The sequence below is a fragment of the Bacillus sp. FSL R5-0512 genome, from assembly GCF_038593295.1.
Classification (GTDB): domain Bacteria; phylum Bacillota; class Bacilli; order Bacillales; family Bacillaceae; genus Bacillus; species Bacillus safensis.
Window position 1 is genome coordinate 1,113,720 of record NZ_CP151982.1, and the last position, 24,013, is coordinate 1,137,732.

At 39.9% G+C, this 24,013-nt stretch carries 24 protein-coding genes and 1 other annotated feature (1 of these 25 running past the window's edge); of the genes, 17 read left to right on the forward strand and 7 right to left on the reverse strand.

All coding sequences use genetic code 11. From position 1 onward, the window contains the following. Nucleotides 1–190 (reverse strand) — a binding site (T-box leader) (it extends 31 nt beyond the left edge of the window). Nucleotides 191–672: 482 nt separating this feature from the next. The 8 genes from NSQ25_RS05560 (at nt 673) to spxA (ending at nt 8,003) form a co-directional block, all read left to right on the forward strand. Continuing rightward, nucleotides 673–2,310: a peptide ABC transporter substrate-binding protein gene (locus tag NSQ25_RS05560; RefSeq protein ID WP_034282068.1), complete on the forward strand. Its 1,638-nt coding sequence runs from the start codon at nt 673–675 to the stop codon at nt 2,308–2,310. A 116-nt stretch (nt 2,311–2,426) separates the two neighbouring features. Continuing rightward, nucleotides 2,427–3,371: an ABC transporter permease gene (locus NSQ25_RS05565; RefSeq protein ID WP_024425044.1), complete on the forward strand. Its 945-nt coding sequence runs from the start codon at nt 2,427–2,429 to the stop codon at nt 3,369–3,371. A 3-nt stretch (nt 3,372–3,374) separates the two neighbouring features. After that, nucleotides 3,375–4,292 carry an ABC transporter permease gene (locus tag NSQ25_RS05570; protein ID WP_024425043.1) on the forward strand — a complete coding sequence of 306 codons (918 nt, stop codon included), beginning with the start codon at nt 3,375–3,377 and terminating at the stop codon, nt 4,290–4,292. Between the two features lie 3 nt (nt 4,293–4,295). Next, nucleotides 4,296–5,384 carry an ABC transporter ATP-binding protein gene (locus NSQ25_RS05575; RefSeq protein ID WP_087975602.1) on the forward strand — a complete coding sequence of 363 codons (1,089 nt, stop codon included), beginning with the start codon at nt 4,296–4,298 and terminating at the stop codon, nt 5,382–5,384. 1 nt (nt 5,385) lies between these two features. Continuing rightward, a complete protein-coding gene (locus NSQ25_RS05580; protein WP_326136582.1) occupies nt 5,386–6,306 on the forward strand; it encodes an ATP-binding cassette domain-containing protein in 921 nt (306 codons plus the stop codon). A gap of 104 nt (nt 6,307–6,410) precedes the next feature. Next, complete coding sequence (locus NSQ25_RS05585; protein WP_081124255.1) at nt 6,411–6,698, forward strand: hypothetical protein; 288 nt, start codon at nt 6,411–6,413, stop codon at nt 6,696–6,698. Nucleotides 6,699–6,835: 137 nt separating this feature from the next. Continuing rightward, on the forward strand, nt 6,836–7,414 hold the full coding sequence (locus tag NSQ25_RS05590) for a GNAT family N-acetyltransferase (protein ID WP_024425040.1): 579 nt from the start codon (nt 6,836–6,838) through the stop codon (nt 7,412–7,414). Between the two features lie 193 nt (nt 7,415–7,607). Continuing rightward, nucleotides 7,608–8,003 carry a transcriptional regulator SpxA gene (gene spxA, locus NSQ25_RS05595; protein ID WP_003211421.1) on the forward strand — a complete coding sequence of 132 codons (396 nt, stop codon included), beginning with the start codon at nt 7,608–7,610 and terminating at the stop codon, nt 8,001–8,003. A 39-nt stretch (nt 8,004–8,042) separates the two neighbouring features. On the opposite strand, the gene NSQ25_RS05600 is transcribed toward spxA, so the two are convergent. After that, nucleotides 8,043–8,708 carry a TerC family protein gene (locus NSQ25_RS05600; protein ID WP_326136581.1) on the reverse strand — a complete coding sequence of 222 codons (666 nt, stop codon included), beginning with the start codon at nt 8,706–8,708 and terminating at the stop codon, nt 8,043–8,045. A 264-nt stretch (nt 8,709–8,972) separates the two neighbouring features. Here NSQ25_RS05600 and mecA point away from each other — a divergent pair, with 264 nt between their 5' ends. From mecA to pepF, 4 genes are all read left to right on the forward strand, one after another. After that, complete coding sequence (gene mecA, locus NSQ25_RS05605; RefSeq protein WP_251215649.1) at nt 8,973–9,638, forward strand: adaptor protein MecA; 666 nt, start codon at nt 8,973–8,975, stop codon at nt 9,636–9,638. An 86-nt stretch (nt 9,639–9,724) separates the two neighbouring features. After that, complete coding sequence (cls, locus tag NSQ25_RS05610; protein ID WP_326136579.1) at nt 9,725–11,245, forward strand: cardiolipin synthase; 1,521 nt, start codon at nt 9,725–9,727, stop codon at nt 11,243–11,245. A 162-nt stretch (nt 11,246–11,407) separates the two neighbouring features. Continuing rightward, complete coding sequence (locus NSQ25_RS05615) at nt 11,408–12,568, forward strand: competence protein CoiA family protein (protein ID WP_214755269.1); 1,161 nt, start codon at nt 11,408–11,410, stop codon at nt 12,566–12,568. Between the two features lie 214 nt (nt 12,569–12,782). Further along, entirely contained in the window at nt 12,783–14,609 is a 1,827-nt protein-coding gene (gene pepF, locus NSQ25_RS05620) for an oligoendopeptidase F (protein ID WP_282707040.1), read from the forward strand. A gap of 107 nt (nt 14,610–14,716) precedes the next feature. Here the strand turns inward: pepF and NSQ25_RS05625 are convergent, their stop codons facing one another. The 5 genes from NSQ25_RS05625 to NSQ25_RS05645 form a co-directional block, all read right to left on the reverse strand. Continuing rightward, on the reverse strand, nt 14,717–14,890 hold the full coding sequence (locus NSQ25_RS05625) for a hypothetical protein (protein ID WP_024425034.1): 174 nt from the start codon (nt 14,888–14,890) through the stop codon (nt 14,717–14,719). Between the two features lie 295 nt (nt 14,891–15,185). After that, nucleotides 15,186–16,097 carry a ClpXP adapter SpxH family protein gene (locus NSQ25_RS05630; RefSeq protein ID WP_024425033.1) on the reverse strand — a complete coding sequence of 304 codons (912 nt, stop codon included), beginning with the start codon at nt 16,095–16,097 and terminating at the stop codon, nt 15,186–15,188. Next, nucleotides 16,094–16,492: a thiol management oxidoreductase gene (locus NSQ25_RS05635; RefSeq protein WP_008355333.1), complete on the reverse strand. Its 399-nt coding sequence runs from the start codon at nt 16,490–16,492 to the stop codon at nt 16,094–16,096. Before NSQ25_RS05635 ends, NSQ25_RS05630 begins: the two co-directional genes overlap by 4 nt. Nucleotides 16,493–16,767: 275 nt before the next feature. Continuing rightward, nucleotides 16,768–17,535, reverse strand: coding sequence for a lytic transglycosylase domain-containing protein (locus tag NSQ25_RS05640; protein WP_034282051.1), 768 nt, complete (start codon nt 17,533–17,535; stop codon nt 16,768–16,770). A gap of 21 nt (nt 17,536–17,556) precedes the next feature. After that, nucleotides 17,557–18,135 carry a CYTH domain-containing protein gene (locus NSQ25_RS05645; RefSeq protein ID WP_065214231.1) on the reverse strand — a complete coding sequence of 193 codons (579 nt, stop codon included), beginning with the start codon at nt 18,133–18,135 and terminating at the stop codon, nt 17,557–17,559. A 235-nt stretch (nt 18,136–18,370) separates the two neighbouring features. Between NSQ25_RS05645 and NSQ25_RS05650 the strand changes: the two genes are divergently transcribed. The 4 genes from NSQ25_RS05650 to NSQ25_RS05665 all read left to right on the forward strand — a co-directional run bounded on the left by NSQ25_RS05650 (nt 18,371) and on the right by NSQ25_RS05665 (nt 21,174). Continuing rightward, complete coding sequence (locus tag NSQ25_RS05650; RefSeq protein ID WP_034282045.1) at nt 18,371–18,736, forward strand: hypothetical protein; 366 nt, start codon at nt 18,371–18,373, stop codon at nt 18,734–18,736. A gap of 33 nt (nt 18,737–18,769) precedes the next feature. Then, nucleotides 18,770–19,399 (forward strand): GTP pyrophosphokinase family protein, encoded by a 630-nt coding sequence (locus NSQ25_RS05655; RefSeq protein ID WP_024425028.1) that lies wholly within the window; start codon nt 18,770–18,772, stop codon nt 19,397–19,399. Between the two features lie 63 nt (nt 19,400–19,462). Beyond that, nucleotides 19,463–20,263: an NAD kinase gene (locus tag NSQ25_RS05660; protein ID WP_003211364.1), complete on the forward strand. Its 801-nt coding sequence runs from the start codon at nt 19,463–19,465 to the stop codon at nt 20,261–20,263. Between the two features lie 8 nt (nt 20,264–20,271). Then, a complete protein-coding gene (locus tag NSQ25_RS05665; RefSeq protein WP_111927237.1) occupies nt 20,272–21,174 on the forward strand; it encodes an RluA family pseudouridine synthase in 903 nt (300 codons plus the stop codon). Nucleotides 21,175–21,214: 40 nt separating this feature from the next. Here the strand turns inward: NSQ25_RS05665 and prpE are convergent, their stop codons facing one another. After that, nucleotides 21,215–21,958: a bis(5'-nucleosyl)-tetraphosphatase PrpE gene (gene prpE / locus NSQ25_RS05670; RefSeq protein ID WP_120207294.1), complete on the reverse strand. Its 744-nt coding sequence runs from the start codon at nt 21,956–21,958 to the stop codon at nt 21,215–21,217. A gap of 162 nt (nt 21,959–22,120) precedes the next feature. Here prpE and NSQ25_RS05675 point away from each other — a divergent pair, with 162 nt between their 5' ends. After that, a complete protein-coding gene (locus NSQ25_RS05675) occupies nt 22,121–23,962 on the forward strand; it encodes a monovalent cation:proton antiporter family protein (RefSeq protein ID WP_214755268.1) in 1,842 nt (613 codons plus the stop codon). Nucleotides 23,963–24,013: the final 51 nt, after the last annotated feature.

Genomic DNA, 24,013 nt, shown 5'->3' on the forward strand with positions numbered 1-24,013 from the left:
TGTTATTTCACATAGAAATCACTCAAGACGTTGATAACGGAGACTGCTCCGTCTAAGCCTACTCACTTTTTTAGAAGTGTTCGGTTAGCTGCTCCAAAGCCCATTCCATACATGCCATTATCTGCTCACACCGGCCGCAGATTCTCTGTAAATGGTGAATATATGTACTCTTCTTTTTCATCGCAACAATATGTCTATCTATTATAAAGGATGACCATGAAAAAGTCACGAAGCCCTTATGTGACCTTCTCATCATGCCTATTGACACTTAAAATTTTAGATAAAATAACAAATATCTGTCAGAATTTTTTAAAAAAGGATGATTAATTATATGTATAAAACATTATTCCTGCTGAATTTGTTAAATTATTTTAATCAATTTACGCTTTAATTTGTTGAAGTGATTGAGACTTTAGTTTATAAAAATCCCTCTTTATCCCCATTTACGTTTTTAAAAAATATATGAAATTGATATTGCAATAAATTATTCTATTCATTATAATGAATTTGTTCACACGTTTGTGCTAGGCTCTTTACATAGTGAAAATTCAGAAAAAACAAAAGAAATAGAAAGTAAGTTATTCAGGGACTTTTTTACGCTATTTCTTAAATCTGAATCTCATCTTCTATCGAGACCTTTGAACTAAAAACATATTATAAGGGGGAATACAGTTGAAAAAGCGTTGGTCTGTTGTTACTTTAATGCTTATTTTCACACTTGTATTAAGCGCTTGTGGTTTCAGCGGAAACAAATCAGGCGACAGCACGAGCAGTTCTGGAGAGGCTAAAACAACATTAAATGTGAATATCTCCACTGAGCCTTTTTCTCTACATCCGGGATTGGCAAATGATTCAACTTCAGGTAGTGTCATCCGTCAGACTTTTGAAGGGTTAACAAGAATTAACGCTGAAGGAAAGCCAGAAAATGCAATGGCTTCTGATATCAAAACAAGTGCTGATGGTAAAACTTATACATTCACACTTCGTGATGCAAAATGGTCTAATGGCGACCCTGTAAAAGCAGAAGATTTCGAATATGCTTGGAAATGGGCATTAGATCCTAAAAATGAATCTCAATATGCTTACCAGCTTTACTATATTAAAGGTGCTGAAGCAGCGAACAAAGGGAAAGCGAAAGTTGCTGATGTTGGCATTAAAGCTAAAGACGACAAAACGCTTGTAGTTGAGCTAGAAAACCCAACACCGTTTTTTACTGAACTAACTGCATTCTATACTTATATGCCAGTCAACAAAAAAGTGGCTGAAAAGAATAAAAACTGGTACACAAATGCTGGTGAAAACTACGTATCTAACGGACCATTCGTTCTTTCTAAATGGAAACATGGCGGTTCTATCACGCTTGAAAAGAACAATGAATACTGGGATAAAGATACTGTGAAATTGAAAAAAATCAACATGTCTATGATCAAAGATACAAACACTGAGCTTAGCATGTTCAAAAAAGGCGAGCTTGACTGGGCTGGTTCTCCAACTGGAAGCCTTCCAACTGAGTCTTTAAAAACATTGAAAAAAGAAGGCGGTCTGAAAATCCAGACGATCGCTGGTATCTATAACTACAAATTCAACACAGAAGTAAAACCTTTAAACAATGCAAACATCCGTAAGGCCCTTGCATACTCAATCAACCGTCAAGCGATCGTTGACAAAATTACGCAAGGTGAACAAGTTCCAGCAATGGCAATCGTTCCACCAACAATGGAAGGATTCACAGATAACAAAACTGGCTACTTCAAAGATCACGATGTAGATACAGCTAAAAAGCTTCTTGAAAAAGGTGCGAAAGAATTAGGTTATAAGTCTGTTTCTGATCTTCCAACATTGAAACTTTCTTACAACACAGATGAAGGCCACCAAAAGATTGCACAAGCAATTCAAGAAATGTGGAAAAAAGATTTAGGTGTGAAAGTTGAACTTGATAACTCTGAGTGGAACGTATACATCGACAAAATCCACAGCGGAGACTACCAAATCGGACGTATGGGCTGGTTAGGTGACTTCAACGATCCAGTGAACTTCCTTGAGCTTTACAAAGATAAAGACGGCGGAAACAACGACACTGGATGGGAAAGCAAAGAGTACAAACAATTGTTGAATGATTCTGCAAAAGAAACAGATAAAACGAAGCGTGAAGAAATGCTGAAAAAAGCAGAAGAAATCATCATCAACGATATGCCTATAGCACCAATTTACTTCTACACTCAGCTTTGGGTACAAGATCCAAAACTTAAAGGTGTAGTTGTATCTGGACTAGGTGATGTTCAATACAAATGGGCACATTTCGAAAAGTAAGAGTAATAGTGTAAGAGATCTACGGCAAGGATCTTAAGGTATATGGAGGATGTCTCTCCATATACCTTTCTTGCTGATTAGAGAAATTGTTGTAAAATCATGGAGGTGCAATTCCGTTGCTTAAATATATCGGTAAGCGATTAATATATATTTTAATCACACTGTTTGTTATTGTAACTGCAACTTTCTTTCTCATGCAGGCAGCACCTGGTGGTCCATTCTCTGGTGAGAAGAAACTTCCTGCTGAAATTGAAGCAAACCTAAACGAGCACTACGGATTGGACAAGCCCTTATTTGTTCAATATGTAAACTACCTAGGTTCAGTTGCAACATTAGATTTTGGTCCCTCATTTAAATATAAAGGACAAACCGTAAATGACTTAATCAGTTCTGGATTCCCCGTTTCCTTTACCCTCGGAATTGAGGCAATTCTCCTCGCATTAGCATTTGGTGTATTGTTTGGGGTCCTTGCAGCGCTCTATCATAACAAGTGGCAAGACTATACGATTGCCATTTTAACGATCTTTGGAATTTCAGTTCCAAGTTTCATTTTAGCGGCGCTACTACAATATGTATTTGCATCTGAGGCAAGTATTATAGCGATCTTCCCAGTTGCAGGATGGGAGTCTTGGGCAAGCACCGTACTACCTTCTATTGCACTTTCCTTCATGCCAATGGCATTTATCGCTAGACTTGCACGGTCAAGTATGCTTGAAGTACTAAATAGTGACTACATTAGAACGGCTAGAGCGAAAGGGTTAACAAAATCTGCTGTGACGATCAAACACGCCATCCGAAACGCATTGTTACCTGTTATCACATACATGGGACCAATGGCTGCTTCAGTTTTAACAGGTAGTTTTGTCGTTGAGAAGATTTTTGGTATTCCTGGCTTAGGCTCACACTTTGTCACAAGCATTACAAACCGTGATTACACCGTCATCATGGGTGTCACAGTCTTCTACAGTATTATTCTATTAATCAGTATTCTAGTCGTTGACGTCCTCTACGGTATAATCGATCCTAGAATTAAACTGACGAAGGCGAAGAAAGGGGTCTAACACATGGAAGAGATGAGAAAAGATTTATTTGTGCCTGCGACAGCTGACGCAGCAGAATCTGAAAAAATTTCTAAACCTAGTCTATCTTTATGGAAGGATGCCATGCTTCGCTTCCGTGCCAATAAACTTGCAATGGTTGGACTTACAATCATTTTTATTATCGTGATGCTGGCCATCTTTGTTCCGATGTTTTCTAAATACGATTACTCTACGACTGATTTGCTGAATGCTGACCAGCCGCCTTCAAAAGAGCACTGGTTTGGTACAGATGATTTAGGACGTGACATGTTTGTCCGTACATGGGTCGGGGCAAGAATTTCGATCTTTATCGGGCTTGCTGCAGCGGTGCTTGACGTGATTATCGGTATTATCTGGGGAAGTATTGCTGCATTCAAAGGCGGCCGTACAGATGAAGTGATGATGCGTATCGCAGACGTTTTATGGGCAATTCCAACACTATTAATGGTTATCTTAATGATGGTTGTTCTGCCAAAAGGATTATTAACGATTATCCTCGCCATGACAGTCGTAGGCTGGATTAACATGGCACGTATTGTTCGGGGACAGGTTTTACAATTAAAGAGTCAAGAATACGTTCTTGCAGCACAAACATTAGGTGCGAAAACATCTAGACTTTTATTTAAACACTTAATTCCAAACTCAATGGGACCAATCCTTGTGACGATGACATTAACGATTCCTTCTGCTATCTTCACAGAGGCATTCCTAAGCTACCTAGGGCTTGGTGTACCGGCTCCGTTAGCGAGCTGGGGAACAATGGCGTCTGACGGAATTCCAGCCATGACGTATTACCCTTGGAGATTATGGTTCCCAGCCGCATTTATCTGTATTACAATGTTTGGTTTTAACGTGGTTGGAGACGGACTAAGAGACGCTTTAGATCCGAAGTTGCGTAAATAAGGAGTGATTAGGATGGAACGTGAACGTATTCTAGAGGTGAAAGACCTTGCAATCTCATTTAAAACATATGGTGGAGAGGTTCAAGCCATTCGTGGTGTGAACTTCCACTTAAATAAAGGCGAGACACTTGCTATTGTAGGTGAATCTGGCTCTGGTAAAAGTGTGACATCACAAGCGATCATGAGATTAATTCCGATGCCGCCAGGTTATTTCAAGCGCGGACAGATCCTGTTTGATGGCCAAGATATTGTCAAGAAAACTGAAAAACAAATGCAAACCATTCGAGGAAAAGACATCTCAATGATCTTCCAAGATCCGATGACGTCTTTGAATCCAACGATGAAAGTCGGGAAACAAATTACAGAAGTGCTGTTCAAGCATGAACAAATTTCAAAAGAAGCGGCTGAAAAAAGAGCCATTGAACTATTGGAGCTCGTTGGAATTCCAATGCCCGAAAAAAGAATTAAACAATATCCGCACGAATTTAGTGGCGGGATGAGACAAAGGGTTGTCATCGCCATGGCGCTTGCTGCAGATCCAAAGCTGCTGATTGCCGATGAGCCTACGACTGCACTTGATGTAACAATTCAGGCACAAATTTTAGAATTAATGAAAGAAATTCAGCAAAAGGTTGACACTTCGATTATCTTTATTACGCATGATCTAGGTGTTGTTGCCAACGTCGCTGATCGTGTAGCTGTTATGTATGCAGGACAGATTGTGGAGACAGGGACTGTCGATGAAATTTTCTACAATCCAAAGCATCCGTATACATGGGGACTTTTAGCATCCATGCCGAGTCTTGACACAGATGGCGGAGATGAAGGAAAGCTGACTGCCATTCCAGGAACACCGCCAGATCTGACAAACCCGCCGAAAGGAGATGCATTTGCACTCCGCAGCGATTATGCAATGAAAATTGACTTTGAACAAGAACCGCCAATGTTCAAAGTATCAGATACGCATTATGTGAAATCATGGCTACTTCATCCGAATGCACCTAAAGTTGAACCGCCTGCTTCTGTAAAGGCGAGAATGCGTGAACTAGAAGGTAGCTACGAAAAACCTGTATTAGTAAAAGAGGGTGAATAGCATGGCAGAAAAACTGTTAGAAATCAAAAATTTGAAGCAGCATTTCCATACAGCAAGAGGAACTGTGAAAGCAGTTGATGGGGTTTCATTTGATATTTACAAAGGTGAAACGCTTGGTCTTGTAGGTGAGTCTGGTTGTGGTAAATCCACTACGGGCCGTTCGATCATTAGACTTTATGATGCGACAGATGGTGAAGTTCTTTATAAGGGAGAAAATGTACACGGGAAGAAATCAAGACAAAAAATGCTTGAGTTCAACCGTCAAATGCAGATGATCTTCCAAGATCCATATGCTTCACTCAACCCTAGAATGACAGTGCTTGATATCATTGCAGAGGGCATCGACATTCATGGCCTTGCAAAAACAAAACAGGCGCGTAAAGAGCGTGTGTACCAATTACTTGAAACTGTTGGCTTGAACAAAGAGCACGCGAACAGATACCCGCATGAATTCTCAGGCGGTCAAAGACAGCGTATCGGAATTGCACGTGCATTAGCAGTAGAGCCGGATTTCATCATCGCCGATGAACCAATCTCTGCATTAGACGTGTCGATCCAAGCGCAGGTCGTCAATTTATTGAAAGAGCTTCAAGAGGAAAAAGGTTTAACGTACTTATTCATTGCTCATGACTTGTCCATGGTAAAATACATCAGCGATCGTATCGGTGTGATGTATTTTGGAAAATTGGTTGAGCTGGCACCAGCGAATGAATTATACGAAAACCCGCTTCATCCATATACAAAATCATTGCTGTCTGCGATTCCGCTTCCAGATCCTGATTATGAGCGTAACCGCAAACGAATCAAGTATGATCCAGCTGTTCACAAAGGAACAAACACCGAGTTCCGTGAAGTGAAGCCAGGTCATTTTGTGAGCTGCACAGAGGAAGAATTCAAAGAGCTTCAGGCGAAACAATCATAAGAAGAAAGAAGCACTGCTAAGTCAGTGCTTCTTTTTTTATTTTACAAAAAAACAAGATGATGGTAATTTTTAGTTAAGTACAAGCAGATACCGGAGGAAATCAAATGTTAAATTGGAAAACCTTTCGTTATTCATTGCTTCATGTTCTCATTGTATTCATGCTTTTTTCAACGTCTTTTTTCAGGAAACCAAACGGAGGAAAGTGGATGCTCGCGTTTAGGGTACTCATTGGGATTGTGTCTTTTTCAATGGAATATATGCTTAACCGAAAGACAAGCGGTCAGAAGCAAGAAGCATGGCGCGTAAAATATCTTTATTTCATTATGCTTCAAATTGCGATGACAATTATCCTGTTTGTCTGTATTCAACTCGTCATGAATCGTTCGTTATAAAACTTTTTTTGCGTTAATTGAAAAAAAGTGAAACTACTTAAGACTTTGCTGCGTCTTACTAGTACAGGCGTTTAAATAGCAGGAAATCGGGAATATCTAAGGAAGTGGTTCTTAACTATAGCATAAGGAGCAGATCCATGAATTGGTATGAAAAGCTCAGTGAATACTTCCCGATAGAAGAAATGAAGTCAAAAGAGCATATGGAAGCTTTATTAAAGGAAAGAAGTGATATTTATCATAAGGAGGAAGGACCTCATCATGTGATGATGTACGCCGAATTTGATTCTTTCATCTTTATTGATTATTTATTTGTTTCCAAAGATGCAAGAGGTGAAGGCCTCGGGTCAAAGCTTATTCATAAGCTGAAGGAAAAAAAGAAACCGATCTTGCTTGAGGTCGAGCCTGTAGATGAAGATGATGCAGATACTGCAAAACGCCTAAAGTTTTACCAAAGAGAGCACTTCAAGCATGCAGAATCAATCGGTTATAAACGCAGGTCACTTGCAACAAATGAAGTGAACCGCATGGAAATTCTTTATTGGTCGCCTCTTACAAATCATGAGGAAGAGATCATGGAAGCCATGAGGAAGACCTATGAACGAATCCATACGTATAAAGATGAAGAATGGTATGGACAATCATATGAGGATGTTGATGATGTATTGAAGATCATTGAAAATAGAAAGCAAAAAAATATTTTCGATCATCTCGACTAAATGAGAATGTTCTGACATCCAGCAGCACCACAAAATGAATGAAATTGTCTAGTTTTTGTCACAAAAATTGCAAGAAAATCTGTTCACACTTACTTTTTTATAGTATAATCACTATAAAGATTACTTATTTAGAACAATTTTAATTTAAGAATACAGATCAATATTCATTCTACAAATTGAGGAGTGAAGATTTATGGTAACATTATACACATCACCAAGCTGTACATCATGTAGAAAAGCAAGAGCGTGGTTAGAAGAGCACAATATCCCATATCAAGAGAGAAACATTTTTTCTGAGCCTCTTTCAATCGATGAAATCAAAGAAATTCTTCGAATGACAGAAGACGGTACAGACGAAATTATCTCAACACGTTCAAAAGTATTCCAAAAACTAAATGTCAATGTTGAGACAATGCCGCTTCAACAATTGTATAAACTAATCAATGAGCATCCAGGTCTTTTGCGTCGTCCAATTATCTTGGATGAAAAAAGATTACAAGTTGGGTACAATGAAGATGAAATTAGACGTTTCTTACCAAGAACGGTTCGTACATTCCAACTAAGAGAAGCTCAGCGACTTGCTAACTAATAAAAACATAAAAAGCTGCCGATCATTTGGCAGCTTTTTTTATTTATTTTCAGCCGTTTGTTCGTAAAAGAGGCTCGCTAATATGACCACTATGACGGTTAAAAACGGAAGCATCAATTCAAGCGTGGCATGCCGTGCCATAAATTCAGCCAATTTCACATCACGCACAATCATTTCACCCCCTGTAAAGGCCAAGAGAGCACTTCCTCCGTATAAAAGAAACGGAAATTTTGTTAAAGCTGCATGAATCATCTTGCTTCCCCAAATAATAATCGGTACAGAAATCATGAGGCCAAAAGCGGTCAGAAGCATGTTGCCTTTTGCTGCACCTGCAACTGCGATGACATTATCAAGTGACATAAAGAGGTCAGCAATCACAATGGTTTGAACCGCACGCCAAAGGGAGCCGCTGCTCTTAATCCGAATGGATTCCTTCTTTTGTTCAATTAACAGATTGTATCCTATATAAAGGAGAAAAAGACCGCCAATAAACTGCAAATAAGGGATAGTCAATAAATAAACTGCGGCACCAGTCATTGTAATTCTCATCAGCACGGCCAAAAGTGTGCCGATCCAAATGGCTTTATTGCGTTTGTCATGTGATAAACTGCGACTCGCCATCGCAATGATGAGCGCATTATCTCCGCCTAAAATCAGGTCTATGCCAATAATCATCAGTAAGGATACGATCCACTCTGTTTCCATCTATTTCACCTCATGTCCCAAATAGAGCTCGTACAACCAATATATGAGGACAATTCAAATATATGTTTCTGCAAGTTTTCTCTGCAAAAAATGCGTTTTTATTTCTTTTATTCATGTTTTATCATAAAATAGACAGTACGAAGCAATACCTCAATTCTTTAAACGGTTAACATGTAGACGGAACGGGTAAAGTGTAGTAAAGTACTATTAATTGGGAGCTTGTATGTCCCTTCAACATCTTATATAGAAGGGAAGGTTGGCAAAATGGAAATCGAAAGAATAAATGAACATACAGTCAAATTTTATATTTCCTACGGTGATATTGAAGATCGCGGATTTGACCGTGAAGAGATCTGGTACAATCGTGAGCGCAGTGAAGAGCTGTTTTGGGAAGTAATGGACGAAGTGCACGAAGAAGAAGAATTTGCAGTAGAGGGACCGCTTTGGATTCAAGTACAGGCACTTGACAAAGGTCTTGAAATTGTCGTGACAAAAGCCCAACTTTCTAAAGATGGACAAAAGCTCGAATTGCCGATTCCAGAAGATAAAAAAGGTCAAACAGATGAAGAAAGCTTAGACGCACTGCTTGATGATTTTAATAAAGAAGAGCAAGATCAAGAAGAACATAATGAGAAGGACAAAAAACTTCAACTTCAATTTGTGTTAAAAATGGATGACTTTGAAGATTTGATTGCACTTTCTCAATTAAATATGCAGGATTTTACCACAAGTTTATATTCGTTTGAAAACCGTTATTATCTATATGTTGACTTCCACGAGGATTTGTCAGATGAGCAAGTGGAGAATAAGCTCAGCATTTTGCTTGAATATGCTCATGAATCAGTAGTCAGCATCTACAGACTGAAAGAATACGGTCAGCTGATTATCGAAGGGAATGCCCTTGAAACGATTCAACAGCACTTCTCGTAACTAATAAAAAGTCGATTTCTATAGAGGAATCGGCTTTTTTATCTGAATGAATATGTAAATAAAGAGATCGGCAAGGAGAAAATGAAATGAGAAATGTAGTCAAAGTTCTATTTTTTCTTATCATTACGATAGGTGCTTATTTAATCATCCAGTTGATTGCCGGTGATTTAGCGGTAAGTGTATTAAGTTCTGTCAGTGTTCTATTTACTTTATCGATTATCTTCATCGGATTTGTTATTTTCTTAGAGAACCGGAATCCGTCTCAAACGATTACATGGCTTGTCCTTCTTGGCAGCTTTCCGTTATTCGGCTTTTTGTTCTACATTTTCTTTGGACGCAATATCAAAAAGCGCCGGCTGTTTGAAAAGAAGGCGGTATTGGACGAGCAGTTAATCCAGGAGGATGAACGTATTCATAGAGAAGCGATTGAAAAAATGACGCATATGGGTGATCATCAGCAGCTCTTATTTAAGCTGGCCCACAGACTTGGACATACTCCTATTACATATCGCACGTCCTCTAAAGTCTTAACCAATGGTGAAGAAACATTCTCTCATATTTTTGAAGAGATCAAAAAAGCAACACATCACATTCATTTAGAATATTACATTCTCCGCCACGATGACCTTGGCCAAGAATTAAAGGACATTCTTATTGAAAAAGCGAAAAATGGTGTGATTGTCCGCTTTTTATATGACGATGTAGGAAGCTTAAAGCTCTCGCGTCAATATATTGCTGACCTAGAAAAGGCTGGCGTTCAGATCGTTCCGTTCTTACCAGTAAGGCTCCCCCTTTTAAATAATAAAATCAACTTCCGAAATCATAGAAAAATTGTCGTAATTGATGGGGAAGTGGGATTTGTCGGCGGGCTTAACATTGGAGACGAATACATGGGCAGAAGCAGACAATATGGATTCTGGCGTGATACTCATTTGATGATTAAGGGCGAAGCTGTTCGTGACCTCCAGCAGATTTTCATGCAGGATTGGTACTATATGACGAATGAAAGATGCTCTGGTGTGGACTATTTCAAAGATTTCAGCCACCTTGAGAGTACAACAGAAGGCGTACAAATGATTGCTGGCGGGCCTGACAAGCAGTGGGAGGTCATTAAAAATCTTTTTTTCTCCATGATCATCTCCGCCAAAAAGTCCATCTGGATCGCTTCACCGTATTTTGTGCCGGATGATGATATTTTGTCCGCATTGAAAATTGCCGCATTGAGCGGAGTAGATGTACGGATTATTGCTCCAAAGAATCCAGATAAACGGATTGTTTTCCATGCATCTCGTTCATACTTCCCGGAGCTTCTTGACGCAGGAGCAAAGGTATACGAGTATGATCAAGGCTTTATGCATAGTAAATTTATTATTGTGGATAGCGAGCTGGCTTCGATAGGAACGGCAAACATGGATATGAGAAGCTTTCATTTGAACTTTGAAGTGAATGCCTTCCTCTATAAAACAAAAAGCACCGAGAAGCTCGTCAATGATTTCTTAGGTGATTTAGAGCAGTCACATGAAATTGTTCCAGAAGAGTTTGCAAAGAGACCCTTGGGGGTCAGACTGTTTGAATCAACAGCAAGATTATTATCACCACTTTTATAAAGATTGTATTTTCCCCCTTTTCTATAAGGGGGATTTTTGATTTTACTAAGGAAATGATCAGTAAAATCATCTTTTGACACGATAAAAATTCATTTTGTCTATTCGCTTCCTTAAAGACGAACAAGCTATAATACGCTCATCAAAGAGCGAGGGGCGAACTGAATGAATGCAGCAATTATGGATAACGGTAAGCTTATCCGAATGACACATCATCTATCGAAAAGCCGTTTGGAGCATGTAAGAACGACGTGCAAATTTTATTGTCCTGAGTGCAGGGAGGAAGTGCAATTAAAGCTAGGGGAGCATCGTGTCTATCATTTTGCGCATAAACAGCTGACAGCATGTCCGTTAGCTTCAGGCGAAACGGCTTATCATCAGGCGGGAAAGGAAGCCATTATGAATTGGCTGAAGGGGCTTGGACATAGACCGGCGCTGGAAAAGTTTATGTCAAATATTCATCAGCGTCCTGATGTGACCGTCTCTATAGGAAATGAAAACTATGCAATTGAATTTCAATGTGCAAATATTTCCCGGCAAGAGCTTCGCAGAAGAACAGCAGGTCTCCGCGAGGCAGGGCTCTTTCCCATATGGATGATAGGGGCAAATCGTTTAAACCGAAAATCTGCCCAGCTTTTTTCTTTCTCCTCCATTCATTGGGGAATTTTAAGGGAATCAGAGGAAAGGCGCTTGATTTTTTTCTGCCCGATCCAGAAAAGGTTCATCCATCTTGATCAATTCCTCGTGTTTCAACCAACGAAAATATGTGCGGCCATGACTGTCAGACCACTTTCAGCATACCGTGATATTCCGGCACTTCTATCTCTGCCTTCCAGCAAGCGTCAAGTAAACCAACAATGGATTAAATGTATACAGCAATTTAGGCAGCGTCCTCCTCGCAGTTTATCAAATGAAAGCAAACGTTTGAGAAATATTTTTTATGAGCATCATCAAACAGCATTCCCTTTTTTGCCAACTGAATTATTTATTCCGGTGCAAGAAGCGTATATCTTTACAAGTCCCGTGTATGTTTGGCAAGGGTGTCTCTATGATTGGATGATGCGGAAAAAAGGAAGCGGAAGAGTGACGATTCAACAGCTGATGATGGAAATCAATCGATGTGTGCAAATGAAAGAAGTGAAACTCCGATATGGCGATGTTTCAAGAGAAGAAATAAAAGAGGTGGTCACTGCATATGTAAATGCGCTTGTAAGACAAGGGTTTTTACATATGACGAAAGAGGGTAATTATGAAGTATCGTCGAATCAAATGCCTATACGAACACTAGATGAAGTGTTAAAACGAGATGCTTTCTTATTTCATTAGCATGTTTCATGACCACTTTGATCATGATAAGAAAAAGGTGGTGCTGCTATTGAATCGAAAGAAACGCTTTTTTCTCATTTTTTTAGTCTGTTTGGTATTTATTTCTGCATATGATTTGACAAATATAGTTCAAAACAAAGAAGATAAATACAACACCAATTTCTTTCACTTTCCGAAAGGTTGGTTCAACACAACTCATGCAAGGGGGATTCATATGACTTCACAAAACAAAAACAATCATTTACCAGACAGAAGCGAAGTAAAAGAAGAAAACAAATGGCGTCTTGAAGATATTTTTGAAAGCGTCGATGCATGGAACAAGGAATTCGAAGCGGTCAAAAAAGAAATTCCGAAGCTGGCCCAGTTTAAAGGAAAGCTGGCCCATTCTGCTGATGTTCTGTATGAAGCCCTCACCTTTCAGGATCAACTTTCTGAAAAGCTTGGCAAGCTTTATACATATGCGCACATGAAATATGATGAAGATACAACGAACTCATCATTTCAGGCGTTAAATGATAAGGCATCGAATCTATTTACACAGCTGTCTAGTACATCTGCTTATATTGTTCCAGAGATTTTATCGATTCAAGAAGATAAATTGCAGCAATTCATACTAGAAAAAGAAGAATTAAAACTGTATTCACATGCTCTCGAAGAAATTAATAAAGAGCGTCCACATATTTTAAGTGAGGAGCAAGAAGCTTTATTAGCTGAGGCATCTGAACCACTTTCATCTTCATCTACTACCTTTAGTATGTTTAACAACGCCGATATTTCGTTCCCTTCTGTAAAAGATGAGAATGGAGAGGAAAAGAAAATTACCCACGGCAACTTCATCACATTTTTAAATAGTGATGATCGTGAAGTGAGAAAGAATGCCTTTAAAGCTGTGTATAAAACGTATGATCAGTATAAGAATACACTTGCTTCTACACTGAGCGGTTCGATTAAAAAGGATAATTTTTATGCAAAAGTGAGAAATTACAAATCCGCAAGAGAAGCAGCATTATCACGAAACAGCATCCCGGAAGAAGTGTATGACAATCTAATTGATACAGTTCATCAATATTTACCGTTATTACACCGCTATATTGAATTACGTAAAAAGGTATTAAAGCTTGATGAAGTGCACAATTACGACTTGTATACACCACTTGTGAAAGATGCTGGCATGAAGCTCACCTATGATGAAGCAAAGGATTATATGCTGAAAGGGTTAGCGCCATTAGGAGAAGAATATGTGTCCGTGTTAAAAGAAGGACTCGACAATCGCTGGGTAGACGTTTATGAGAATAAAGGGAAACGAAGCGGTGCTTATTCATCTGGGAGCTATGGTACAAATCCATATATCCTCATGAACTGGCAAAATAATATTGATAATTTGTTTACACTCGCTCACGAATTTGGGCATTCTGTACACAGCTACTATACAAGAAAGCACCAGCCATATCCGTATGGAAACTATAGTATCTTTGTAGCTGAAGTGGCTTCCACTACAAATGAAGCGTTACTAGGCGAATACCTGCTTAATCATTTAGACGATAAAAAGCAGCGTTTGTATGTATTAAACCACTTGTTAGAAGGATTTAGAGGAACGGTATTTAGACAAACGATGTTTGCTGAGTTTGAGCATCTTATTCATGTGAAAGCACAAGAAGGAGAGGCTTTAACGCCAGAATTTATGACGAACCTTTATTATGACCTGAACAAGAAGTACTTTGGTGACGGCATGGTGGTTGATAAGGAAATCGGATTAGAGTGGACGAGAATCCCTCATTTCTATTACAACTATTATGTGTATCAATACGCGACAGGCTATAGTGCGGCGCAGGCATTAAGCAAGCAAATCTTACAAGAAGGAAAACCAGCGGTAGAGCGCTACACCGATTTCCTTAAAGCAGGAAGCTCTGATTATCCAATCAATGTGCTGAAAAAAGCGGGGGTTGATATGGCTTCTAAAGAACCAATCGAAGCAGCATGTCAATTGTTCGAAGAAAAACTAAAAGAAATGGAAGAGCTCATCTCCAAAACAGGTGAGTAATGAAAAGACTTCTGTCAGACGTGTGAGTGCTATCTCATCTTTTGACAGGAGTTTTTTTCTCATAAAAAAAGACCTCCTTAGGTGTCGAGGCCGTTCCTTGTCAATCATCAACCTTTAAAACCTCTAAAGGTCTTACGGTGATTCATTCGATAAAGCGTAAAAAGAATCGAAGCAAATAAGAGTGGAGACGTCAAATAAAGAGGAAGCATCTTCATTAAGCCTAATATATTTAAAAAGAAACATAAGCCAATGGCAACAAGTCCAATAGTTGTGCTGCGCATGCAGATCCCCCCATTTTTTTGTTACTTTTACTATATGAAAGTGACAACCCTCTTATGTTTTGTGACAAAAATATGAACATATAGTATATCTGTTGTCATAAGTCGACAAAATTTGATATACTACAGATGTGAAATTAATCACATACAAACATTACCCCTTTGTTTGACCGTGAAAAATTTCTCCCATCCCCTTTGTTGTCGTTAAGACATAGTGAAACCGCGCTTATCCCGGCGCGGTTTCTTCGTGTTTATAAATGGAACGAATGTTCCCTTTTGGAGTAAAGAAAAACATGGGTCAGCACCCATGTTCATTTTCACAGCGATAGACATCAAGATCTGTATGGTGGTCATTCTCTTTATAGCGCCAAAACATTTCTTGCTGCACTTGTACACGTTCTACCTTTTGAGCGAAAGCCAGCTTCTTCATTTCTCGTTCAACTTCTTCAAGCGTCAGGTCATAGACAACGGCTATCTCTTTTGCGGAAGCAAATTGAAAGTAAGCAATAAACCATTCAATTGGAGGACGTTCTGATGGTGTTGGTTTTTCACCAATCATTTCAAAAAGGATTTCCTCGTATATATCATAAGAGTAGGCACCTGAAATTTTTAATCCTTCATCTCCATTTACGGTATTAAAAAAGGCGAAGGTCGGAAGCTCAGATACGTCCATTTCAGCTGCAATTTTCATATCACATTGCAGTGCTTTCACAGCACTTTGAGAATGAATGTCGCGCTGGAATTCCTCGATGTCCAGACCAGCACTTTTTGCATTTTCTATCAGTACCTGCTCACTTGTGACATCTTGCTGATGGCAAAAAAGTGATTCTTGAATAAGACGCAAAAATTTCATTCCGCATTTTCTGCCTTGAAGCTCCGCTGCTTTTAGTGCGAGTGAGGCGAGGTAGGGTGATGTCACAATTTGTTCAGACAGCATTTGTTCTTTTTTAGTCTGCGTTTTAGTGGCAAATTTCCCCCATGCTTCAGTCAGTAAATGTTTCTTTCTTTTCCGATTCAAAGCATTAATACTAGAACTTGTTACCGTTCGTAAAGTGAAAAAACGGCCATATTTCATTTTCAACTTTTTAATGGATGGCTCTAATAACCAGCAGTCTGGGCTTAGAGGATCAATGAATACATAGATTTCAATCGGCTTTTGAGGATGTCCGTGACAGTGTGAGAAATATTGATCGTGCGTATTGCAGCTCAAGATCGTCCATCCTTTTCAGGTGTTTGGTTGACCATATGACGAGCCGTCAGAGAAAGCCGTTCAAATAAAAAGTCACGAATATCGCCGGTTAATCCTACTTGATCCATTGCATCCTCCATGCATTCAAGCCATGCGTCAGCCCGCTCCTCAGTAATCGGAAAAGGGAGATGTCTCGCTCGCAGCATTGGGTGGCCATGCTCTTCTGTATAAAGCGGTGGTCCGCCTAAATATTGCGTTAAAAACTGTTTTTGTTTTCTTGCTGTTTCTTTTAAGTCATCCGGGAAAATAGGATGAAGCAAAGGATGACACTTTACATTTTCATAAAAAGTATCAACAAGTTGCGATAGAAGTTCCTCTCCAACCGCTTCGTAAGGTGCGTTAAACGATTGTACCATGTTGACTACTCCTTTTACTCGTAGTTAATAGGATGACTCACCCTATTGCGCATTTCATTTATTTCAAAAGTGATATTCAGTTTGTTCTATTTTATTGTTTCTATTCTTGTACTTATTTTAACAACCTCATCTCAATTCCACAAACAAACCGCTTTGGTCTGCTCGAAATAAAGAGAGAATCGGATTCTGTGATCAATTGACCATATCATAACACATTCAGTCAAAAAAGGGGGAAAAGCGACATACAAAAAACCGAAGAGGTTATTCTCTTCGGTTTAAGCGAAATATTGAGCTGTGATTTTCTTGACATAATTTTGTGTTTCTTTAAATGGAGGAATGCCCCCGTATTTATCTACATTTCCTGAGCCTGCATTATAGGCAGCTAAGGCGAGTGAGATATTTCCGTTATATTTATTGAGCATTTGTTTTAAATACTTCGTTCCGCCTTCAATGTTTTGGGACGCATCAAAGGCATTGTTGACGCCAAGTGATTTAGCAGTAGATGGCATGAGCTGCATGAGTCCAAGCGCACCTGCATGGCTGACAGCATTTGTGCGGTAGCCGGATTCCTGCTTGATGACCGCGTGAATCAGCTTTTCGGGAACGCCATGCTTTTGAGCCATTTGTGACACGATTTGATTAATCTCTTTTGATGATGAGCTACTTGAGACAGCCTTTTGAAGCGGCGGCGTGTAGCTGTTGTTTAAGACATTTCCAATGCCATTCGCTGTATTTAATTGATTGTCATTTGCATATAAAGATTGGGCCTCAAGCTGATCACTGCCGGAAGTGGCAGATAAATATGGGTTTGTACGCGCATATTGCGTGTTTGGAGCCGTTGATGGATCCGTGCCCAAAAAAGCTGAGATGGAAAGCGGGAGACGTGATAATTCTGATCCGCCTAAAAAATCTTGCAGCAGCGACTGAAATGAAGCTTGGGCATTCGATTCTTGACCCCCAGACATTTGCGTTTGTGCTGGATCTGTCTGTAACGTTTTAAGCGCTTGAAGCTGCATAAAGGATTGAAGTTGATTAACGTTCATCATGTTCCTCCTTCAAGGAATTCATCTATTCTGTGTTTTCATTTTTTCTTCATAAAAACGAACGACTTTGTTTTTTGTGTTTCGTACTGGAATATGAAATTTGCGGAGCAATGCGGAGAAAGCGGCTTGTCCGATTTCCAGGTCGCTCACTTCAAATTCAAGTTCATAGTCCTCTACTGTTAAATATCGGCTGTGATCCAAAACAATTAAGCCTTCTTGGATCATTTTTTCTGCTCTTGACGTTTCAAGTGAACCAAAGTACACAATTTGATCCTTTAGAATGTTCAGGTGGTCTAATCTGTCTGCAACTTCACCTTCTGGCAGCTTAAAATCGTCAAGTTGAGAAGGGGGAGCAATCGTTTGGTGGGTTTCGAGCAAGCCTATTTCATGTGGTTCCTTTAATGTGAGCACCCATTGACCGTTTTTTTCTCTCATTCTTAATGCAGCCAATTGAGATTTTATATCAAATTGAGGTGTATCAAAATAATAGTTGGTTTGCGTATGGAAATCCGCATCCTTCAATTGAAAATGCTGTTTCAGCTGTTCAAATTCTTCTTTCATTAATAATTGCTTTAGTTCGATTTCAATTTCCTGTGCCATTTGACATCAACCTTTCATTAGAGGAAATATGATTATTGTACATGAAGTGTGTTCAACATGTAAAAGACTGTTTTTTTCTCTCTATTTTCAATTTAGGTATGGACAAAATGAATGAAGAATCTTGGGAAAGGATCATTTAAAAGAGAAAAACAGGATTTTCTCAAAAAGTTCGGTTTATCAATATTGAACTTGATATGATAAAATAAAGCTGTACTTTGTTGTAAAGGAGATCATGATGCAAAACAGAATTGAAATCACAGAAGCAACTTTAAAAGAAGACAGGCTGATTTTGACAATCCAGTCAGAAGAGCAAATCCAAAAAGCAAAAGCATCAGGACAAATGCTTGTTGATTCTGATCACTTTGCGTTCGTTTACATACTTGAAACCGAGGAGTCCTTTTCGTATCTTATTTTAGGGGAACATACATGGGCTCCATTAAAAGAAGCAATGAATCGTGACATCCCTGTCTATTTGGCATCAGATGAACATTCACTGGAACTCATTCAGCTTCAACAGGAATTACATTATTTAATCGACAATATTAAAGACAATGCCAATTACGGAGATATGGAAGAGAAAGTGAAAAGCACATTCCTCTGAAATAATTAGGTATATGGAATTGGGGGAAGTTTCATGGACAAAAAACAATGGGATCAATTCCTCGCACCGTATAAACAAGCAGTCGAAGAACTAAAAGTGAAACTAAAAGGCATTCGAAAGCTGTATGAATTCGAGGATGACCATTCACCAGTAGAATTTGTCACAGGCCGAGTGAAACCCGTTGCCAGCATATTAGAAAAGGCAAAGCGTAAAAACATCCCGATGCATGAGATTGAAACGATGCAGGATATTGCTGGGCTTCGCATTATGTGCCAGTTTGTAGAAGATATACAAGTCGTGAAAAAAATGCTCCAGTCACGTAAAGATTTTGTGGTTGTAGATAAACGCGACTATATTGCAGAACATAAAGAAAGCGGATACCGCTCTTACCACCTTGTTGTGTTATATCCGCTGCAAACCGTAAGCGGAGAGAAACAGCTCCTCGTCGAAATCCAAATTCGTACGCTTGCGATGAACTTTTGGGCGACCATTGAGCATTCTCTGAATTATAAATATAGCGGGAACATCCCGGAGAAGGTCAAGCTGCGCCTTCAAAGAGCATCTGAGGCAGCATCTCGTCTCGATGAAGAAATGTCCGAAATTAGAGGGGAAATTCAAGAAGCACAAGTGGCATTTTCCCGGAAAAAGAAAAACGACAGCTGAGCCAGTTTGATCAAATATGATGCTGCCCTCTCATAGCAGCAAGGTGAAAAAGGAGAAGAATTCATGAAATTTGCAGTTTCTTCAAAAGGGAATTCTGTATCTGACACGCTCAAAAGTAAAATTCAGACTTACTTATTGGATTTTGGTATGGAACTAAATGAAGAGGAACCGGATCTTGTCATTACGGTTGGTGGAGACGGCACCCTTCTTTATGCGTTTCACCGTTATAGCGACCGTCTAAATGAAACAGCTTTTGTCGGTGTTCATACAGGTCATCTTGGCTTTTATGCTGACTGGGTGCCGAGTGAAATTGAAAAACTCGTCTTAGCCATTGCGAAAACGCCTTATCATATTGTGGAATATCCGATCTTAGAAGTCATTGTCAGATACAACGACGGCGGCAGAGAAGAGAAATATTTAGCAATGAATGAATGTACAATTAAAAGCATGGAAGGGACACTTGTGGCAGATGTTGAAATCAGAGGCCAGCTGTTTGAAACATTTAGAGGTGACGGTCTTTGTCTGTCTACACCATCTGGCAGTACGGCCTATAATAAGGCACTGGGTGGCGCCATTATTCACCCTTCCATTAGAGCCATTCAGCTGGCAGAAATGGCTTCAATCAACAACCGAGTGTTTCGGACGGTCGGTTCACCGCTTATTTTGCCTGACCACCATACTTGTGTGATTAAGCCGAGGAATGATGTCGATTTTCAGGTGACCATTGATCATTTAACACTGCTTCATAAAGACGTCAAATCCATTCAATGCCGGGTGGCAGACGAGAATGTCCGTTTTGCCAGATTTAGACCGTTTCCGTTTTGGAAAAGGGTGCAAGATTCCTTTATCGGAAAAGGAGAATAAGAAAGAGGTTGTTCCCGCTGGAATACTTTACGTTAAACAAAACCATAACAGCCAAAGAAGAAGGGCTGCTTTTAAAGGAATATTTAATTGATCTTGGCATTTCGAAAAGAATGCTGACAGATATTAAGTTTGCTGGCGGTGACCTCCTCATTAATGGAGAGCATGTTACCGTGAAGTGCGAACTGCATGAAGGGGACAGGCTCACCATTTTATTTCCCGAGGAAAAAGTGAGTGAAGGACTAAAGCCTGCACCGATTCCACTTGATATTATATTTGAGGACGAGCATGTCCTTGTGCTGAATAAAAGGCCGTATATTCCTTCAATCCCTTCTCGGGAGCACCCTGAGCACAGTATTGCGAATGGATTGCTGCATCATTATGCCAAGCAGTCTGTTCGGCATACGGTCCATTTGGTGAACCGTCTTGATCGTGACACATCTGGCGTCATGCTTGTGGCGAAGCATCGCTTTGCCCATAGCCTTTTATCAAAGGCGCAAAAAAGTGGAGCGGTTAAGCGAACATACAGAGCGTTTACACATGGCATGATCACAGAAAAACATGGAACGATCGCTGCAAAAATTGCCCGAAAAGGGGATAGTATCATCGAGCGGATGGTTGATGATACTGGGCAGAACGCAGTGACGCATTATTCCGTGCGAGCGGTAATCGCTGAGTTGAACATGTCGGATGTGTCTCTCTCGCTTGAAACCGGAAGAACACATCAAATTCGTGTTCATATGCAATTTCTTGGGCATCCGCTCATCGGAGATACGCTGTATGGCGGAACGACCGAGCGGATAGACCGGCAGGCACTGCATAGTGAAACCCTTGTATTTCCTCATCCGATGACAGGTGAGCAAATGACATTTTCAGCCCCGCTTCCTGATGATATGAAATCATTGCTTTTTTAAATAGAGAAACCCGGTCACCTGCAGCGCAGGGCCGGGTTTTTTATGATGTGAAATGCTGAAATCTTGACTCATCATAAGGCATGGATGAAGGAACGGAGACCGTTTTAAGCTCAGGGTATGTGAGGGCAGACAGCTGGTTGCCAAATACGCAGCCTGTATCAATATTGACGGTTCTGCCAACGAATCGAGGTTCTTTCACTGGTGTATGGCCGTACACAATCCACGGTTTTCCGTGATACTCCTTTGCCCAGTCTTTCCGAACAGGCCGTCCATCTGGCCATGTTTCTCCTGTGACGGCACCAAATAATAGATAGGACCGCATCTGTTTATTCGGCTTTTTTCCAATATCCTTTTCCTTCATCGCTGCGTGCGCAATAATCAGCTCATCAGGAATAAGTACATCATAAAGCGGAGCCTTCTCGAATAACTGCTTAAATTCATGTGACAATTTGTTTTGTTCATGAATTGGCAGTTTTTTTATTTCGTTCACTGTGGTTTCGATGCCATGAAGCAATTTGACGGGATTTCCTTTTAAATAGCGGTAAAGCTTAAAGCAATGGTTGCCAGGTACATAGCGGATTGCGCCGTGTGAATAGGCATGAATGACAAATCGCATGACGTCTACTGACTGAGGTCCACGATCTGTTAGATCACCAACAAGGGCCAGCGTTCTCTTATCAGGATGGACGGGTAATCCATGTTTGAGTTCATATCCTAGTTTGTGTATGAGGGTAAGCAGCTCTTCGTAGCAGCCGTGGATATCGCCAATAATATCGAATTTCATAAGGTTTCCTCCTGATTTTTTTCATCCATTCGTCGGATATAAAGAAGTTTGAATTTTAGAAAATATAACGAATGGCTTTCATTTCATTTGGGCAATTGTTAGAATCAATGCTTTAACGTAAGACTTAAAAAATTAAACATGAATGTTAGGAGGCTTTAGCCAATGGAGCATACATCTGTTTCATCACTCGTTGTCGTTATCATTGTCGCCTTTTTCACCCCTATTTTATTGCACCGATTTAAGCTGACCATTCCGGTCGTTGTAGCTGAAATCATCATGGGGCTCATCATTGGGAAAAGCGGTCTTCAACTGGTTGTCGAACATGATGCGTGGTTAGATACATTATCCATGCTCGGTTTTATTTTTCTGATGTTTTTAAGTGGGCTTGAAATAGATTTTTCTTCTTTTGAGTCAAAGAAGAAAGCAAGAGAACTTCCAAATGGTTTAAAAGAACCAAATACATTTAAAGCAGCCACCATTGTTTTTCTTGGGGTATTTTGTATTTCCTTTATCCTGTCCTATGCGTTTGTACTCGCAGGGTTTATCCAAAATGCTTTTTTAATGACGCTCATTATCTCTACCATCTCATTAGGCGTAGTGGTTCCAACTTTAAAAGAGGAAAAGTTGATGCAGACGAATATCGGTCAAATCATTCTGCTTGTAGCTGTCATTGCCGATTTGGTCACGATGATTTTGCTTGCTGTGTTTTCCTCCATTTATGGAGATGGAACAGGGAACATGTGGCTCCTGCTCTTATTATTTGCTGCAGGCATTCTTCTTTATTTATTTGGCCGCGTATTTAAGACAAAGTCAATTTTTCAGTCGATGTCTAAAGGGACCGTGCAAATTGGGACAAGGGCAATCTTTACTCTCATTATAGTCTTAGTTGCCTTATCTGAATCACTCGGGGCTGAAAATATTCTAGGGGCGTTTTTAGCTGGCGTGCTTGTGTCCCTTCTTTCACCAAATAAAGAGCTCGTTCAGCAGCTGGACTCATTTGGCTATGGATTTTTAATCCCGATCTTTTTTGTGATGGTCGGAGTAGATCTGAATATATGGGCACTGTTTAAGGACCCGACGATTATGATCATGATTCCGCTGCTGTTTATTGCGCTGCTTATAAGTAAGCTCATCCCGATTCTTTATTTGAAAAAATGGTATGACATGAAAAAGGTCATTGGCTCCGGCTTTTTATTAACTTCAACGCTATCTCTCGTCATTGCAGCTGCGACGATTGGTGAGCGGCTCGGTGTCATTGATCATAAAATGTCAGGGGCGCTGATTTTAGTTGCTGTGCTAACGAGTATTTTAACACCTGTTTGGTTTAAAGCGCTGTTTAAAAAAGAACAAGCGGCAAGCCATAAGAAGCGTGTGACCTTTATTGGAGCAAATCAGCTGACCTTACCTGTCACACTTGATTTACATCAGGATGAATATGACATTCGGATTTTGCATGTTTTTCAAGAAAATAAGGAAGCACTGCTGGCAGACTCTATCTTTGAAGTCGAATCAATTGAACAATACGATGATGAGACGCTGAGAAAGGCAGGCGTCGGCCAAGAAGATGTCCTAGTCGTCGCAACAGGCAGTGAGACGAAAAATAAGGAAATTGCTTTATTTGCAAAAGAAGAAGGTTCAAAACAAGTCATTGCAAGTGTCAACAAAGCAGAGGCAGAGCTGACATTGAAGGAAGCGGGAATTGATACGTTTTCTACTTTCCTGTCATCTAAAACGGTGCTAAGAGCTTTGATTGAAGCACCTGATGCGATTCGATTGCTAACAAATGAGGATTCTTCTTTGTATCAAATTCAAATGAACAATCATCGTTATCATAATGTCATGCTGAGAGAATTTCCTTTCACCGGTGATTTGGTATTTGTCCGTATTTTCAGAGGGATAGACAGCTTAGTACCGCATGGAGATACTACACTCAGAAGCGGCGACCGTGTGCTTGTATCGGGCTCCCGGGAGTATGTGGCAGGACTAAGAGCCCAATTAGAATGACAATGAACCCTTGACCAATGAACAATTCCTGATTAAGATAGAGGTACAACA

Excerpts from the sequence above, each read along its gene's own strand:
- NSQ25_RS05655 (WP_024425028.1), top strand. The coding sequence starts at position 18,770 with ATGGACAAAAAACAATGGGATCAATTCCTCGCACCGTATAAACAAGCA.
- NSQ25_RS05635 (WP_008355333.1), bottom strand. The coding sequence starts at position 16,492 with ATGGTACAATCGTTTAACGCACCTTACGAAGCGGTTGGAGAGGAACTT.
- mecA (WP_251215649.1), top strand. The coding sequence starts at position 8,973 with ATGGAAATCGAAAGAATAAATGAACATACAGTCAAATTTTATATTTCC.
- NSQ25_RS05675 (WP_214755268.1), top strand. The coding sequence starts at position 22,121 with ATGGAGCATACATCTGTTTCATCACTCGTTGTCGTTATCATTGTCGCC.
- NSQ25_RS05645 (WP_065214231.1), bottom strand. The coding sequence starts at position 18,135 with ATGGCACAGGAAATTGAAATCGAACTAAAGCAATTATTAATGAAAGAA.
- NSQ25_RS05590 (WP_024425040.1), top strand. The coding sequence starts at position 6,836 with ATGAATTGGTATGAAAAGCTCAGTGAATACTTCCCGATAGAAGAAATG.
- NSQ25_RS05625 (WP_024425034.1), bottom strand. The coding sequence starts at position 14,890 with ATGCGCAGCACAACTATTGGACTTGTTGCCATTGGCTTATGTTTCTTT.
- pepF (WP_282707040.1), top strand. The coding sequence starts at position 12,783 with ATGACTTCACAAAACAAAAACAATCATTTACCAGACAGAAGCGAAGTA.
- cls (WP_326136579.1), top strand. The coding sequence starts at position 9,725 with ATGAGAAATGTAGTCAAAGTTCTATTTTTTCTTATCATTACGATAGGT.
- NSQ25_RS05570 (WP_024425043.1), top strand. The coding sequence starts at position 3,375 with ATGGAAGAGATGAGAAAAGATTTATTTGTGCCTGCGACAGCTGACGCA.
- NSQ25_RS05615 (WP_214755269.1), top strand. The coding sequence starts at position 11,408 with ATGAATGCAGCAATTATGGATAACGGTAAGCTTATCCGAATGACACAT.
- NSQ25_RS05585 (WP_081124255.1), top strand. The coding sequence starts at position 6,411 with ATGTTAAATTGGAAAACCTTTCGTTATTCATTGCTTCATGTTCTCATT.
- NSQ25_RS05580 (WP_326136582.1), top strand. The coding sequence starts at position 5,386 with ATGGCAGAAAAACTGTTAGAAATCAAAAATTTGAAGCAGCATTTCCAT.
- NSQ25_RS05650 (WP_034282045.1), top strand. The coding sequence starts at position 18,371 with ATGCAAAACAGAATTGAAATCACAGAAGCAACTTTAAAAGAAGACAGG.
- NSQ25_RS05660 (WP_003211364.1), top strand. The coding sequence starts at position 19,463 with ATGAAATTTGCAGTTTCTTCAAAAGGGAATTCTGTATCTGACACGCTC.
- NSQ25_RS05640 (WP_034282051.1), bottom strand. The coding sequence starts at position 17,535 with ATGAACGTTAATCAACTTCAATCCTTTATGCAGCTTCAAGCGCTTAAA.
- spxA (WP_003211421.1), top strand. The coding sequence starts at position 7,608 with ATGGTAACATTATACACATCACCAAGCTGTACATCATGTAGAAAAGCA.
- NSQ25_RS05600 (WP_326136581.1), bottom strand. The coding sequence starts at position 8,708 with ATGGAAACAGAGTGGATCGTATCCTTACTGATGATTATTGGCATAGAC.
- prpE (WP_120207294.1), bottom strand. The coding sequence starts at position 21,958 with ATGAAATTCGATATTATTGGCGATATCCACGGCTGCTACGAAGAGCTG.